The following is a 14597-nucleotide window of genomic DNA, read 5'->3' as shown; positions in this document are numbered from 1 at the left end:
GAGAAACATCCCGGACACTTGTCAATGGTTGTTGCTGTGCGGTTATGTTGGGCTCACACCGCCGACGATGTGTGTGCACGTTCCCAACTGATCGATAATCGGGAGACATTCCATGCCGGAGACAACCCCCAGGGGCCTCACCAGGCTCGCCTTCGGTGGGGACTACAACCCCGAGCAGTGGCCGGAGAGCGTCTGGCAGGAGGACGTCCGGCTGATGCGGGAGGCCGGAGTCACCATGGTGAGCGCCGGGATCTTCTCCTGGGCGCTGCTGGAGCCCTCACCCGGGGTGTACGACTTCGGCTGGATGGACCGCCTCCTCGATCTGCTGCACGAGAACGGCATCCGCGTCGACCTCGGCACGCCCACCGTCTGCCCGCCGGTGTGGTTCTACCGGGAGCATCCCGAGGCGCTGCCGGTGACGGCGGAGGGGGTGCGTCACGAGTTCGGCTCCCGCGCCGCGATCTGTCACAGCAACGCCGCCTACCGCACCGCCGCCGCGACGATCACCACCAAGCTCGCCGAACGCTACGGCGACCATCCGGCGCTCGCGATGTGGCACGTGCACAACGAGTACGGCGTCCCCGTCTCGGCCTGTTACTGCGACTCCTGCGCCGCACACTTCCGCCGCTGGCTGGCGGCGACGTACGAGACGGTCGACGCGGTCAACGAGGCCTGGGGCACAGCCTTCTGGGGCCAGCGCTACACCGACTTCGCGCAGATCAACCCGCCGCGCCGGACGCCCACGGCCGTCAATCCGGCCCAGGCGCTCGACTACAGGCGGTTCGCCGACGCCACCATGCGCGAGAACTTCTGCGGGGAGCGGGACATCCTGCACCGGCTCTCGCCGGGCGTCCCGGTCACCACCAACTTCATGACGGCCCTCAGCCAGTGCGACTCGGTCGACTACTGGGCCTGGGGCCGCGAGGTCGACATCGTCACCAACGACCACTACCTGATCACCGACGGCCGCCGCACCCACGTCAACCTCGCGATGGCCGCCGACCTGACACGCTCGGTGGCCGGGGGAGCGCCCTGGATCCTCCTGGAGCACTCCACCTCGGGCGTCAACTGGCAGCCCCGCAACCCCGCCAAGGCTCCCGGCCAGATGGCCCGCAACTCCCTCGGCCACGTGGCCCGCGGCTCGGAGGGCGCCATGTTCTTCCAGTGGCGGCAGTCCCGGCGCGGCGCCGAGAAGTTCCACTCGGCGATGCTTCCGCACGGCGGCACCGACACGCGCGTGTGGCGGGAGGTCGTCGAACTCGGCGCCGCCATGGACTCGTTGAGCACCGTCCGCGGCACCCGCACCCAGGCCGACGTGGCGATGCTGTGGGACTGGCACTCCTGGTGGGCGCAGAACCTCGACTGGCGACCCAGCGAGGACCACGACGCACGCGAGCGTGCCGACGCCTTCTACGAGGTCCTTTACGACCGCCATCTCACGGTCGACTTCGCCCACCCGGAAGCCGACTTGTCGGCCTATCCCCTTGTCATCGTACCGGCCCTGTACCTGATGACGGAGAGAGCGGGCCGCAACCTGCGCCGGTACGTCGAGAACGGCGGCACCCTCGTGGTGTCGTACTTCTCCGGCATCGTCGACGAGCACGACGCCGTGCACGAAGGCGCCTACCCCGGACCGCTCAGGGACGTCCTCGGGCTGACGGTCGAGGAGTTCTCGCCCCTGCTCCAGGACCAGCTGGTGCGCATCACCGGCCCGGACGGCTCCGAGTTGAGCGGCGACGTGTGGACCGAGTTCGTCGTGCCGCGCGGCGCCGAGCCGGTCTGGACGTACGCCGACGGCCTCACCGCCGGCCATCCGGCCGTCACCCGGCACCGCCTCGGAGAGGGCACCGCCTGGTACGTCTCCACCCGCCTGGGCGCCGAGGGCCTCGATGCGCTGCTCGGCTGGGCGATCGAGGACGCGCAGGTCGCGCCGCGTGCCGACCTGCCCCGGGACGTCGAGGTCGTGCGCCGCGCCGGCGAGTCGGGCAGCTACCTGTTCGCCCTCAACCACACCGCGTCGGACGCCAAGGTGCCGCTGGAGGCGCCCGGCACCGAGCTGCTGACCGGTGAACGCGCCGCGGGCCGCATCGAAGTTCCCGCGGGAGCCGTCCGGGTCGTCCGACTCGACGGCTGAGCCGACTCCCCTCCGCCCGCGCGTGCCGCGAGCCGCGGGCGGAGGGGTTCCTCACCCCTGTGGTGAGGCCCTCTCAAGCTGCTGAGGGACACCCCCAACCCCATACGTCGAAGGGACGACGGACGACGATGTTCCATCCCAGACGCACCCTCCGAGCTCTGCTGGTGCCGCTCGCCGCAGGGCTCGCCCTCACCGCCCTGCCCGCACAGACCGCCTCGGCCGCCGGCACGCTCACCAACGGCGGCTTCGAATCCGACGGCACCGGCACCGCCACACCGGCAGGTTGGTCCACGTACTCGGCGGCCGGCCAGAACTCCGCATCCTTCACCGAGGCCGGCGGCCACAGCGGGAGTCACCGCCTGACCCACTGGTCGTCATCGGCGTACAAGGTGGAGGCCTACCAGTACCTGTCCGGGCTGACCAACGGGAACTACAAGCTCACCGCCTGGGTCCGCTCGGGCGGTGGCCAGAACTCGGCGTACATAGCGCTGAAGAACTGCGGCGGTGCCGAGCAGCGCACCGATCTTCCGGTCTCCGCGAGCGGCTGGATCCGTATCGTCGTGCCGGTCAATGTGAGCAACAACCAGTGCACGATCAGCATCAACAGTGACGCGAACGCGGGCAACTGGATCAATGTTGACGACCTGACCTTCGCGTCCGGCACGGCCGGCACGTCGATCCACGGCGCCGACATCTCGTCCCTCGCCAAGAGCGAGGCCAAGGGCGGCGTCTACCGGACCGGCTCCGGCACCACCGGCGACGCGATCACCATCCTGAAGAACGCCGGCATGAACTACGCGCGCCTGAAGGTCTGGGTCAACCCGGCCGACGGCTACAACAACAAGACGCGTGTCCTGGCGATGGCCAAGCGCATCAAGGCGTCCGGCATGAAGCTGCTGGTCGACTTCCACTACTCGGACACCTGGGCCGACCCCGGCGCCCAGGGCAAGCCGGCCGCCTGGGCGGGACACTCGTACAGTCAACTCAAGACCGATGTGTACAACCACACGTACGACGTGTTGAACGCATTGAAGGCTCAAGGCACCACCGCCGACATGGTCCAGGTGGGCAATGAGATCAATGGCGGCATGCTGTGGTCCGAGGGTTCCACGGACAACTGGTCGCAGCTCGCCGGTCTGCTCAACTCGGGCTACGACGCCGTCAAGGCGGTCAACCCGTCCACCACGGTCGCGCTGCACCTCGCCAAGGGCGGTGACCTGTCCGGCACCCGCTGGTGGTTCGACAGCGCGGTCGCGAACGGCGTGAAGTTCGACGCGATCGGCCTGTCCTACTACGGCTACTGGCACGGCTCCCTCCACGACTTCCAGACGACGCTGGACGACGCGGCCTCCCGCTACGGCAAGCCGGTCTTCGTCGCCGAGACGGCCTACCCGTTCCGGCTGGACAGCGACGACTCGCTCACCAACCAGATCGACACCACCGGGGAGCTGGTCTCCGGATACCCGGCGAACACGGCCGGTCAGCGCCGGTGGATGAACGACGTGGCGAGCATCGTGGAGGCCGTCCCGAACGGCCGTGGCCTCGGCGTCTTCTACTGGGAGGCGACCTGGACCGCCGTCTCCGGCAACGGCTGGGACCCCACCGACGCCTCCTCCGGCAACGGCTGGGAGAACCAGGCCCTGTTCGGCTACGACGACACGGCCCTGTCGTCGATGGCGTGGTTCCGCCACCGCTGACTCCCGTGACGAAGGGGCCCGGCCGCACCCATGCGGCCGGGCCTCGACGCGTGCGAGCCGAACCACCTTGTGTCGTACGGCCGTTCGGTACCGGACAACGCTCCGAGAGTCCCGGACAGGGTGGCTGCGACTGCGGGACAGTGGGAGGACGCGTGACGACGCGGCCCGACGGAGGGAGGGGCAGGGTGCTGAGGACTCCCGCCGGCGCGAGGCGCCTGGACATCCTGGAATGGCTGAAGGATCCGGCCGCGCACTTCCCGAAGCAGCGGCAGGCCGACCCGGTCGAGGACGGCGTCAGCGCGGACGCCGTGGCCGCGAAGCTCGGGGTGCCGCGCAGGGTCGCCGAGACCCACCTCGGGCTCCTGGTGGCCATCGGCGTACTGCGCACGAAGCGGATCCGGCGGCGCACCTACTACCGGCGTGACGAGGTGCGGATCGCCGAGGTCGCGCGCATGTTCGAGAAGGGCTGGTAGCGGCGCTGCCCGGGCCGGGGGCCACTGGGGCGGAGCCGGGTTCCCGTCCCGTCCGAGTGGCCCCCGTACGTCTACTCGGGCACATCGGGCCGCGCCTGGTCCCCGGAACGGGGGCCCGACGACCCTCGTCCGCGGTGCCGTCGCTTCCGGGGCGTGCGTTCCGGCTCGTCGAAGTCCTCGAACCGCTCGCACAGCAGCCGGCCCACCAGTGCACCGCCGTAGACCACGAACCCCACACCGACCAGCCAGGACTCCACCACCAGGACGGTCCCGACCGGGCCGTAGCTGATCGCGTTGGTGACGAGCAGCGGGGTGAACATCAGGAACGAGAACCAGCGCAATCCGACCAGGCCCGCCATGGTGGCGAGCGCACCGGGCAGCAGGTCACGCCAGCGCACCTCGCCGCTGAGCAGGAAGTGCGGCCCCCACCAGAAGAACAGCATGCCGACCGCCGTGCTCAGCAGGATGCGGGGCGTGCCCTGCAGCACGGTACGGGTCTGCACCTGCGCGTACACATACGCCATGAGCATGATCAGCCAGACGGTCTGCCGCCACACCCGGTGCCAGGGCCCCGCGGGCAGCCGCCAGATCCGCTCGTAGCCGTTCTGGACGCTGGCGGCGAAGGACACACCGAACACGGCGAGCAGCGCCACACTCAGCGCGCTGGTCGTGCTCACCACCTTGCGGGGCGGGGTGAAGACCTGCGAGAGGGCGCGGGCCGACCGGCCGGACAGGTCCATGCCGTCCACCAGCCACAGGGCGAAACCGCCGCGCCCCAGGGGATCCACGGCCGCCACCACGATCAGCAGCGGAGCCAGCGTGACCAGAGAGAGCGCGGCGAAGCCCATGGCGCGGTGCAGCAACTCCAGCTCCTTGCCACGCCGGTAGAGCTCCGCGAGCCCCAGCCGGTGCCACGCCGTGTGTGGCCAGGAGTGCCGGACCCTCAACGCGACCGCCGCAGGTCACGGGCTCCTCTGCCGGAGCGGCGCTCCACGTACCACTGGGGCGGACGCGGCATACGACCACCCTCTCTCGCCTGTTGTGCGCGCCTGACCGAGTGGCCAGGGGATCTCCCACGTAAACCGTGGCATACCGCCCGCGGACCGGGGTGGATGACACGGCGCGGTCCGGGTACCCGGGCGCGCGTCGTCGCGACGTCCGCGCGTGGCCGTGACGTCCGCACCCGGCCCGTGTATGCCGGTACCGACTGTCGCGACCCCGAACGGGAGACTTCCATGGACCGTCCCACCGAGCTCGTCCCGCTCCGCTACGTGGCGATCGACGGCCGTGGCCCGGAGGACGTGGTCGCCGACGTCCGGGGCCGGGTGCTGACCGGCGTCGAGGACGGCCGCATCCTGCGTATCGACGGCCTCTCGGAGCCGTCGGAGACCCGCGTCGAGGTGCTCGCCGAGACAGGCGGCCGCCCGCTCGGCCTCGAACTCCACCCGGACGGAGACCTGCTCGTGTGCGACGCGGAGCGCGGGCTGCTGCGGGTCGGCCTCGACGACGGCGCCGTGCGCGTCCTGGCCGACTCGGCGGCGGGGGAGCGGCTGCGGTTCTGCAGCAACGTGGTCGCCCTGTCCGACGGGACCGTCTGCTTCACCGTCTCCAGCCGCCGCTACCCCCTGCACCAGTGGATCGGCGACATCGTCGAGCACACCGGAACGGGCCGCCTGCTGCGCCTGGCCCCCGGCAGCCAGACGCCCGAGGTGCTGCTGGAAGGGCTGCAGTTCGCCAACGGGCTCGCTGCGAGCGGCGACGAGTCCTTCCTGGTCGTCGCCGAGACGGCCGCGTACCGCCTGACCCGCTACTGGCTGACCGGACCCCGCGCCGGACACAGCGAGCCCTTCGCCGAGAACATGCCGGGCATGCCCGACAACCTCTGGCGCGGCACCCCGGACGGCCCGATCCACGTGGCCCTGGCCGGCCCCCGCGTCCCCCCGCTGGACCTGCTCCACCGGGCCGCCCCGGCCGTACGCCGCCGCGCCGCCCGCGTCGCCGTGCGCGCCCCCTTCCGCCCCACCGGCGCGATCGGCGTGCTCGCGGTCGACGACACCGGCCGGGTCGTCCACCACCTGGCCCGCCGCCGCTCGGGGTTCCGCATGGTCACCAGCGTGTGCGAAGCCGGCGGCCGACTGATCCTGGGCAGCATCTGGGAGCGGGGCATCGCGGTCTGCGAGGCACCCGGCCCCGAATGAGCCCGGCGTACCCTGTTGACCGGCCGCGATCACCACGCGAGGTGTCGTGACGAGGGCCAGGCAGGAGACGTACGACCATGACAGCCCCGGAGACCGACACCCTCCGCGCCCCCGTCCCTGTCCGGCGGCGGCACGCCTGGCGGACCCAGGCACCGATCGTCGCGGTGGTCGCACTCGGTGGAGCGGTCGGGGCCACGGCACGCTACGCCTGGTCCCTGTGGTGGCCCGCCCAGCCCGGCGGTTTCCCCTGGGCGACCTTCTGGACGAATGTCGTCGGCTGCGCCGTGATCGGCGTGTTCATGGTGGTCATCACCGACGTGGGGGCCGCCCACCGCCTCGTCCGCCCCTTCTTCGGCACCGGCGTGCTGGGCGGCTTCACCACCTTCTCGACCTACGCCGTCGACATCCAGAAGCTGGTGGACAGCGGCCATCCGCGTACCGGACTGGCCTACCTCGCGGCGACGCTCGTCGCGGCGCTGACGGCGGTGTGGCTCGCGGTGGTGACCACCCGCCGTGTCCTGAAGTGGAGGCAGCCATGACGAGGCTGACCGGACGCGCCCTGCGCGTGACCGTCTTCATCGGCGAGAACGACACCTGGCACCACAAGCCCCTCTACGCCGAGATCGTGCACCGCGCCCACGCCGCCGGACTCGCGGGCGCCAGCGTCTTCCGCGGCATCGAGGGCTTCGGCGCCTCCTCACTGATCCACACCTCCCGGCTGCTGTCCCTGAGCGAGGACCTGCCGGTCGCCGTCGTGATCGTCGACACCGAGGAACGCGTACGGGGCTTCCTGCCGCAGCTCGACGAACTCGTCACCGAGGGCCTGGTGATCCTCGACGACTGCGAGGTCATCAGATACGTCGGCCGTGACGACAGTCCACGCACATCGGACACGAAAGGTAAGAAGTCGTCGTGAGCTGGCTCCTGGTGATCGCGGGTGCCATGGTCGGTGCCCCCCTGCGCTACCTCACCGACCGCGCGGTGCAGTCCCGGCACGACTCGGTGTTCCCCTGGGGCACCTTCGCGGTCAACGTCACCGGCTGTCTGATACTCGGCCTGCTCACCGGCGCGGCGGCGGCCGGCGCCGCGAGTTCCCACCTCCAGCTGCTGCTGGGCACCGGCCTGTGCGGGGCGCTGACCACGTACTCGACCTTCTCGTACGAGACCCTGCGGCTGACCGAGACGGGGGCCGGGCTCTACGCCCTCGCCAACATCGTGGGCAGCGTGACCGCGGGCCTCGGCGCCGCGTTCGCCGGGGTCTCGATCGCCCAGGCGGTGTGGTCGTAGGAGCGCCGACCACGCGTCGGTCGCCACGGGTCCACACCGGCACCTGGTAGACAGTGCGCGCCACTGTCCCGCCAACCCCCGGAACTGGATCCCATGAGCGCCATCAGCGTCGGTCAGGCCCTCGTCCTCGGAGCCGTCGAGGGGGTGACCGAGTTCCTGCCCGTCTCCTCGACCGGCCATCTGAAGATCGCCGAGGGGCTCATGGACATCCCCGTCGACGACGACGCGGTCGTGGGCTTCTCGGCCGTCATCCAGGTCGGCGCGATCGCCGCCGTGCTCGTGTACTTCTTCAAGGACATCGTGCGGATCGTCTCCGCCTGGCTGCGCGGACTGCGCGACAAGGAGGAGCGCCACCACCACGACTACAAGTTCGCCTGGTGGGTGATCTACGCGACCATTCCGATCGTCGCCGTCGGGCTGGCCGCCAAGCCGCTCATCGAGGGGCCGCTCGCCTCCCTGTGGGTGGTCGCGGGGTCCCTGATCGTCGGCAGCGGGGTCATGTGGGCGGCGGACCGGATGGGACGGCACAAGCGCGGAGAGGACGACACCTCGCTCAAGGACGCGATGCTCGTCGGCAGCTCCCAGATCCTCGCCCTGCTCTTCCCGGGCTTCTCCCGCTCCGGCGCCACGATGTCCACGGCGCTGATGCTCGACCTGGACCGGGTCGCCGCCACCCGCCTGTCCTTCTTCCTCGGCATCCCGGCCCTGACCGGCGCCGGCATCTACGAGCTGAAGGACGCCCTCGGCACGACCGGCACGGGCGCGCTGCCGCTGGCCGTCGGGACCGCCGTGTCCTTCGTCGTCGCCTACGCCTCCATCGCCTGGCTGCTCAAGTTCGTCGCCAAGCACTCCTTCAACGCCTTCGTGATCTACCGGATCGTGGTGGGGGCGCTGCTGTTCGGCCTCCTGGCCACCGGTGTGCTCGGCGGCTGACGCAGATCGGGGGTGTGAAGCCGGCTTTCAGGCTTCACACCCGATGAATCTTTCCTTTCGGCTCCCTTGACACCACCGTCGGCTCACCCGGAGTATCTCTCCCGTGAACCTGTCAGACAGCCGGACAGCCAGTCAGCCTCCGCGGCGCGTCAGCGCCATGGAAGCGGTTCTGGCGCACCTCCGTAGCGCCATCGAGCGCGGCGAGTACGCCATCGGCGACAAGCTGCCCTCCGAGGCGGAGCTCTGCCGCAGCCTGGAGATCAGCCGCCCCGTGCTGCGCGAGGCCCTGAGGGCCCTGCAGACCATGGGCCTGACCGTCTCCAAGACCGGCAAGGGCACCTTCGTGGTCGCCAACACCGTCGAGGACCCCACCTTCGGCGACTACGCGGCCAGCGACCTGCTCGAAGTGCGCCGTCACGTCGAGATCCCGGTCGCCGGATACGCGGCGCTGCGCCGCACCCCGGAGAACCTCGACCACCTGGCTCACCTGCTCGACCGCATGGAGCGGGAGACGGACACCACCGCGTGGGTCGCGATGGACACCCTCTTCCACCTGGCCGTGGCCGAGGCCGCCCAGAACCCGGTGTTCCGCCGGGTCATCGAGGAGATCCGTGACGCACTGGCGCGTCAGTCGGCCTTCCTCAACGAGCTGGGCGGCCGCCGCGAGCAGTCCAACCGCGAGCACCGGGCCATCGTCGAGGCGCTTATCGACGGTTCCGAACTCGACGCGACGGATGCCATGGCGCATCACCTCGATCGCGTCGAGACCACCCTCACCGACATCGTGCGCCCCGCGCGCACGGACAGCCCCACGGAAGGCGGACCCGAGGCGTGAGCGAACAGCACCTCAAAGAAGAGACGCGCCCCTCGTCCGGTCACGTAGACGCCGGAGACGTCGGCTACAGCAAGTCGCTGAAGTCCCGGCACGTCAACATGATCGCCATCGGCGGTGCCATCGGCACCGGCCTGTTCCTCGGTGCCGGCGGCCGTCTCGCCGACGCCGGCCCGTCCCTGTTCATCGCCTACGCGGTCTGCGGCGTCTTCGCCTTCCTCGTCGTCCGCGCCCTGGGCGAACTCGTCCTGTACCGCCCGTCCTCCGGCGCCTTCGTGTCGTACGCCCGGGAGTTCCTGGGCGAGAAGGGCGCGTACACCGCCGGCTGGATGTACTTCCTCAACTGGGCCACCACCGGCATCGCCGACATCACCGCGGTGGCCACGTACACCCACTACTGGGGCATGTTCTCCGACATCCCGCAGTGGGTGATCGCACTCATAGCCCTGGCCGTGGTCCTCACCGTGAACCTGATCTCGGTGAAGATCTTCGGCGAACTGGAGTTCTGGTTCGCGATCATCAAGGTCGGCGCGCTCGTCGTCTTCATGTGCATCGGCATCTTCCTGCTGGTCACGCAGCACCCCGTGGACGGCCACACCCCCGGCCCGTCCCTGATCACCGACAACGGCGGCGTCTTCCCCAACGGCCTGCTGCCCATGCTGCTGATCATCCAGGGCGTCGTCTTCGCCTACGCCTCCGTCGAGCTGGTCGGCGTCGCCGCCGGTGAGACCGAGAACCCCGAGAAGATCATGCCCAAGGCGATCAACTCGATCATGTGGCGCGTGGGCCTGTTCTACGTCGGCTCGGTCGTCCTGCTGTCGATGCTGCTGCCCTGGAACAAGTACACGGCCGGCCAGAGCCCCTTCGTGACCGTCCTGTCCAACATCGGCATCCCGGCGGCCGGCGGCGTGATGAACCTCGTCGTGCTCACCGCGGCCATGTCCTCGCTCAACTCCGGCCTGTACTCCACCGGCCGCATCCTGCGCTCCATGGCGATGTCCGGCTCCGCCCCGAAGTTCACCGGCGTGATGAGCCGCAGCCAGGTCCCGTACGGCGGCATCCTGCTCACCAGCGGTATCTGTGTCCTCGGCGTCGGCCTCAACTTCGTCGTCCCCGCCGAGGCGTTCGAGATCGTGCTGAACTTCGCGGCCATCGGCATCCTCGCCACCTGGGGCATGATCATGCTCTGTCACCTGCTCTTCTGGCAGAAGACCCAGAAGGGCGAGCTCACCCGACCCGGCTACCGACTGCCGGGTTCCCCCTGGACCGAACTCGTGACGCTGGCCTTCCTCGCCTCCGTCCTGGTCCTCATGTACGCCGACGGAGGCGCCGGCCGCACCACCGTGCTGTGCTTGCCCCTGATCGTCGCCGCTCTGGTCGCGGGCTGGTACGGCATCCGAAGCCGTGCCAGGCGCGCCTCCATCAAGGCCGACGCGTGAAACCCGTGTCGGTCGACGAACCCTCATCGACCCACGACAACCAGGCAGTGATGTTCAGCAGTTCCACAGCGGACGCACCCCTTGTCCGCGAACCCCTGCACGCCCCCGTCGCCCACCTCATACGCGGCGGAATGATCGAAGGCATCCACTACGGCTCCGTCGCCGTCCTCGGCGCCGACGGCGAGGTCCAGTTCCAGCTCGGTGACATCGAGGCCGCCTTCTACCCGCGCTCCGCGCTCAAGCCCGTCCAGGCCGTCGCCATGGTCCGGGCCGGGCTCCCGCTCGACGGTGAGCTGCTCTCCCTCACCGCGGCGAGCCACTCCGGCGAGGAACGCCACCTCGCCGGAACCCGGCGGATCCTCGAACTCGCCGGGCTCACCGAGGAGCATCTGCGCAACGTGCCGGACATGCCCTTCGACCCGGTCGTCCGGGACACCTGGGTACGGGAGGGCCGCGCGCCCTCCCGGCTCGCCCAGAACTGCTCCGGCAAGCATGCGGCGATGCTGTACACCTGTCGGCTCAACGGGTGGTCCCTGGAGGACTACCTGGATCCTGCGCACCCTCTTCAGCAGGCCATCGCGGAGATCGTCGAGGACCTCACCGGGCAGCGGATCGCTCGCGCTACCGTCGACGGGTGCGGGGCGCCGTTGTTCTCCGTCTCGCTGAACGGGCTTGCCCGGGCGGCCGCTCGTATCACCACTGCGGCACCGGGTACGCCCGAGGCGCGGGTTGCTGACGCGATGCGGGAGCATGCGGAGATGGCTTCCGGTTCGGGGCGGGATGTGGCTGCGTTGATGCGGGCCGTGCCGGGGCTGTTGGCCAAGGACGGGTTCGAGGGTGTGCAGGTTGCTGCCCTTCCGGACGGGCGGGCCGTTGCTGTGAAAATTGCCGACGGGGCCAATCGGGCACGTGTGCCGGTTGCTGCAGCGGCGCTTGCTCGGGCCGGGGTCGACCCGGATTTGCTCACCGAGTTTCAGGGTGAGGCGCTTCTGGGAGGCGGCCAGGCGGTCGGGTGTGTCCGGCCCGTTCGTTCGCTGGAGCCGGTTGTTGTTCCGGCTTGCGCCTAGGTACGTGCCGGAATTTCTGGTTCGGCGACTGCGGGCCCGTTGTGGCTGGTCGCGCAGTTCCCCGCGCCCCTATGGGGCGCGTCCACCCTCACTTCTTTGAAAGAGGACCCGTTCCCTCATGACCGTCGTCACCCGTAGCGAACACGATCTGCTGGGCGACCGTGACGTCCCCGCCGAGGCGTACTGGGGTGTGCACACCCTGCGCGCCACGGAGAACTTCCCCATCACCGGCACGCCCATCTCCGCCTACCCGCACCTCATCGACGCCCTGGCCGCGGTGAAGGAGGCCGCCGCCCTCGCCAACGAGGAACTCGGGCTGCTGGACCCGAAGAAGGCCGCCGCGATCGTGGCCGCCTGCCGGGAGATCCGGTCCGGCAAGCTGCATGACCAGTTCGTCGTCGACGTCATCCAGGGCGGCGCCGGCACCTCGACCAACATGAACGCCAACGAGGTCGTGGCCAACCGGGCGTTGGAGCTGCTGGGCCATGCCAGGGGCGAGTACCGGTTCCTGCACCCCAATGAGGACGTCAACCTCGGTCAGTCGACCAATGACGTCTATCCGACCGCTGTGAAGATCGCGACGGTGTTCGCGGTGCGCGGTCTGCTCAAGGCGATGTCTGTGCTGCAGGACGCGTTCGCCCGCAAGGCCGTCGAGTTCCGCAGTGTGCTCAAGATGGGCCGTACGCAGTTGCAGGACGCGGTGCCGATGACGCTCGGTCAAGAGTTCTCGGCGTACGCCGTCATGATTGACGAGGACCGGTCCCGTCTTGCCGAGGCCGTCGAGTTGATCCATGAGATCAACCTGGGCGCCACGGCCATCGGCACCGGCCTCAATGCCCCGGCCGGATATGCGGAAGCGGCCCGCCGTCACCTGTCCGAGATCACCGGGCTGCCGCTGGTGACCGCGGCCAACCTGGTCGAAGCCACCCAGGACTGCGGCGCGTTCGTGCAGATGTCCGGGGTGCTCAAGCGGATCGCGGTGAAGCTCTCCAAGAGCTGCAACGACCTGCGGCTGCTGTCCTCCGGACCGCGTGCGGGCCTCGGCGAGATCAACCTGCCGCCGGTGCAGGCCGGTTCGTCGATCATGCCGGGCAAGGTGAACCCGGTGATTCCCGAGGTCGTCAACCAGGTCGCCTTCGAGGTGATCGGCAACGACGTGGCCATCACCATGGCCGCCGAGGCCGGACAGCTCCAGCTCAACGCCTTCGAGCCGATCATCCTGCACTCCCTGTCCGAGTCCATCACGCACCTGCGGGCCGCCTGCCTGACGCTCGCCGAGCGCTGCGTGGACGGCATCACCGCCAACACCGAGGCGCTGCGCAAGAGCGTGGAGAACTCCATCGGCCTGGTCACCGCCCTCAATCCGCACATCGGCTACACGGCGGCCACCGACATCGCCAAGGAGGCCCTCGCCACCGGCCGGGGTGTGGCCGAACTCGTCCTGGAGAAGGGCCTGTTGCCCGCGGAGCGGCTGGCAGATCTGCTGCGGCCGGAGGTCGTCGCGGGCAGCGGCCAGGCCCTGGCCTGACCAGGGGCAACCATCCGGATGCGCACCAGGACCGGCACGGAGGCACAATGGTGATCATGGCAGCGTCGACGTCGTCACTGACCTTCCAGCCGATCCTGGAGCGCATCGCCGAGGAGATGGAGCGGACCCCCGGGCGCGGTCGGCCCGCCGACTACATCCCGGCGCTCGCGGCCCGCGACCCCCGCCGCTTCGGCATGGCTGTCGCGGAACTCGACGGCACGGTGTACGGCGTGGGGGACTGGCGGGAGCCGTTCTCCACGCAGTCCATCACCAAGGTCTTCACCCTCGCGCTCGACCTCGCCCGCGAGGGCGACGAACTCTGGGAGCACGTGGGCCGCGAGCCGTCCGGCAACCCCTTCAACTCCCTGGTCCAGCTGGAGTACGAGAACGGCATCCCGCGCAACCCGTTCATCAACGCGGGCGCGCTCGTCGTCACCGACCGCCTGCACACCCGTACCGGCGACGCGGCGGGTGAACTCCTGGCCTTCCTGCGCGCCGAGAGCGGCAATCCGGCCCTGGACTTCGACAGGGACGTCGCCGCCTCCGAGTCCGCGCACGGCGACCGCAACGCCGCCCTGGCCCACTTCATGGCGTCGTACGGCAACATCGACAACCCCGTGCCGGTCCTGCTCGACCAGTACTTCCGCCAGTGCTCCCTGACGGCGTCCTGCGCCGACCTCGCCCTGGCCACCACCTTCCTGGCCCGCCACGGCGTCCGCGCCGACGGCACCCGCCTCCTCACCCGCAGCCAGGCCAAACAGGTCAACGCGGTGATGCTGACCTGCGGCACCTACGACGCGGCGGGCGACTTCGCGTACCGGGTGGGCCTGCCCGGCAAGAGCGGCGTGGGCGGCGGCATCATCGCGGTCGTACCGGGCCGGTGCACGCTGTGCGTGTGGAGCCCGGGGCTGGACGAGCGGGGCAACTCGGTGGCGGGAGTGGCGGCCCTGGACAGATTCACCACATTGACAGGCCTCTCGGTGTTCTGACGGGACTTCTTGACCTGATC

14 protein-coding genes are annotated in these 14597 nt (G+C 69.8%); 13 read left to right on the top strand and 1 reads right to left on the bottom strand.

Annotation, left to right across the window (positions count from 1 at the left end; all coding sequences use genetic code 11):
• Positions 1-112 precede the first annotated feature (112 nt).
• The 3 genes from ACIBU0_RS30265 to ACIBU0_RS30255 all read left to right on the top strand — a co-directional run bounded on the left by ACIBU0_RS30265 (position 113) and on the right by ACIBU0_RS30255 (position 4304).
• Positions 113-2134, top strand: a complete 2022-nt coding sequence (locus tag ACIBU0_RS30265) for a beta-galactosidase (protein ID WP_398824723.1) — start codon at positions 113-115, stop codon at positions 2132-2134.
• Positions 2135-2262: 128 nt separating this feature from the next.
• Complete coding sequence (locus ACIBU0_RS30260; protein WP_398824721.1) at positions 2263-3831, top strand: arabinogalactan endo-beta-1,4-galactanase; 1569 nt, start codon at positions 2263-2265, stop codon at positions 3829-3831.
• 185 nt (positions 3832-4016) lie between these two features.
• Entirely contained in the window at positions 4017-4304 is a 288-nt protein-coding gene (locus ACIBU0_RS30255) for an ArsR family transcriptional regulator (RefSeq protein WP_398824719.1), read from the top strand.
• 71 nt (positions 4305-4375) lie between these two features.
• Here the strand turns inward: ACIBU0_RS30255 and ACIBU0_RS30250 are convergent, their stop codons facing one another.
• The gene (locus ACIBU0_RS30250) at positions 4376-5251 is read right to left on the bottom strand and encodes a ribonuclease BN (RefSeq protein ID WP_398824717.1); all 876 of its coding nucleotides are present in this window, start codon (positions 5249-5251) and stop codon (positions 4376-4378) included.
• Between the two features lie 288 nt (positions 5252-5539).
• Here ACIBU0_RS30250 and ACIBU0_RS30245 point away from each other — a divergent pair, with 288 nt between their 5' ends.
• The 10 genes from ACIBU0_RS30245 (at position 5540) to ACIBU0_RS30200 (ending at position 14577) form a co-directional block, all read left to right on the top strand.
• Entirely contained in the window at positions 5540-6502 is a 963-nt protein-coding gene (locus ACIBU0_RS30245) for an SMP-30/gluconolactonase/LRE family protein (protein ID WP_398824715.1), read from the top strand.
• 77 nt (positions 6503-6579) lie between these two features.
• The gene (gene crcB / locus ACIBU0_RS30240; RefSeq protein ID WP_398824713.1) at positions 6580-7041 is read left to right on the top strand and encodes a fluoride efflux transporter CrcB; all 462 of its coding nucleotides are present in this window, start codon (positions 6580-6582) and stop codon (positions 7039-7041) included.
• Positions 7038-7418 carry a DUF190 domain-containing protein gene (locus ACIBU0_RS30235; protein WP_398824711.1) on the top strand — a complete coding sequence of 127 codons (381 nt, stop codon included), beginning with the start codon at positions 7038-7040 and terminating at the stop codon, positions 7416-7418. Before crcB (ACIBU0_RS30240) ends, ACIBU0_RS30235 begins: the two co-directional genes overlap by 4 nt.
• On the top strand, positions 7415-7789 hold the full coding sequence (crcB, locus tag ACIBU0_RS30230; RefSeq protein WP_398824709.1) for a fluoride efflux transporter CrcB: 375 nt from the start codon (positions 7415-7417) through the stop codon (positions 7787-7789). Before ACIBU0_RS30235 ends, crcB (ACIBU0_RS30230) begins: the two co-directional genes overlap by 4 nt.
• A 93-nt stretch (positions 7790-7882) precedes the next feature.
• Positions 7883-8722 carry an undecaprenyl-diphosphate phosphatase gene (locus tag ACIBU0_RS30225; RefSeq protein WP_398824707.1) on the top strand — a complete coding sequence of 280 codons (840 nt, stop codon included), beginning with the start codon at positions 7883-7885 and terminating at the stop codon, positions 8720-8722.
• A gap of 157 nt (positions 8723-8879) precedes the next feature.
• Positions 8880-9557: a FadR/GntR family transcriptional regulator gene (locus ACIBU0_RS30220; RefSeq protein ID WP_398824705.1), complete on the top strand. Its 678-nt coding sequence runs from the start codon at positions 8880-8882 to the stop codon at positions 9555-9557.
• Positions 9554-10993 (top strand): amino acid permease, encoded by a 1440-nt coding sequence (locus ACIBU0_RS30215; RefSeq protein WP_398824703.1) that lies wholly within the window; start codon positions 9554-9556, stop codon positions 10991-10993. The genes ACIBU0_RS30220 and ACIBU0_RS30215 overlap by 4 nt, the downstream gene beginning before the upstream one ends.
• 50 nt (positions 10994-11043) lie before the next feature.
• The gene (locus ACIBU0_RS30210; RefSeq protein ID WP_398825241.1) at positions 11044-12060 is read left to right on the top strand and encodes an asparaginase; all 1017 of its coding nucleotides are present in this window, start codon (positions 11044-11046) and stop codon (positions 12058-12060) included.
• A 118-nt stretch (positions 12061-12178) separates the two neighbouring features.
• Positions 12179-13588 (top strand): aspartate ammonia-lyase, encoded by a 1410-nt coding sequence (gene aspA, locus ACIBU0_RS30205; protein ID WP_398824701.1) that lies wholly within the window; start codon positions 12179-12181, stop codon positions 13586-13588.
• A 47-nt stretch (positions 13589-13635) separates the two neighbouring features.
• Entirely contained in the window at positions 13636-14577 is a 942-nt protein-coding gene (locus ACIBU0_RS30200; RefSeq protein ID WP_398824699.1) for a glutaminase, read from the top strand.
• Positions 14578-14597: the final 20 nt, after the last annotated feature.

Source organism: Streptomyces sp. NPDC049627 (genome assembly GCF_044465645.1).
Lineage (GTDB): Bacteria > Actinomycetota > Actinomycetes > Streptomycetales > Streptomycetaceae > Streptomyces.
This window is presented reverse-complemented; position numbering and strand designations above follow the sequence as displayed.

Excerpts from the sequence above, each read along its gene's own strand:
- ACIBU0_RS30220 (WP_398824705.1), top strand. The coding sequence starts at position 8,880 with ATGGAAGCGGTTCTGGCGCACCTCCGTAGCGCCATCGAGCGCGGCGAG.
- ACIBU0_RS30225 (WP_398824707.1), top strand. The coding sequence starts at position 7,883 with ATGAGCGCCATCAGCGTCGGTCAGGCCCTCGTCCTCGGAGCCGTCGAG.
- ACIBU0_RS30200 (WP_398824699.1), top strand. The coding sequence starts at position 13,636 with ATGGTGATCATGGCAGCGTCGACGTCGTCACTGACCTTCCAGCCGATC.
- aspA (WP_398824701.1), top strand. The coding sequence starts at position 12,179 with ATGACCGTCGTCACCCGTAGCGAACACGATCTGCTGGGCGACCGTGAC.
- ACIBU0_RS30210 (WP_398825241.1), top strand. The coding sequence starts at position 11,044 with ATGTTCAGCAGTTCCACAGCGGACGCACCCCTTGTCCGCGAACCCCTG.
- ACIBU0_RS30260 (WP_398824721.1), top strand. The coding sequence starts at position 2,263 with ATGTTCCATCCCAGACGCACCCTCCGAGCTCTGCTGGTGCCGCTCGCC.
- ACIBU0_RS30245 (WP_398824715.1), top strand. The coding sequence starts at position 5,540 with ATGGACCGTCCCACCGAGCTCGTCCCGCTCCGCTACGTGGCGATCGAC.
- ACIBU0_RS30265 (WP_398824723.1), top strand. The coding sequence starts at position 113 with ATGCCGGAGACAACCCCCAGGGGCCTCACCAGGCTCGCCTTCGGTGGG.
- ACIBU0_RS30235 (WP_398824711.1), top strand. The coding sequence starts at position 7,038 with ATGACGAGGCTGACCGGACGCGCCCTGCGCGTGACCGTCTTCATCGGC.
- crcB (WP_398824713.1), top strand. The coding sequence starts at position 6,580 with ATGACAGCCCCGGAGACCGACACCCTCCGCGCCCCCGTCCCTGTCCGG.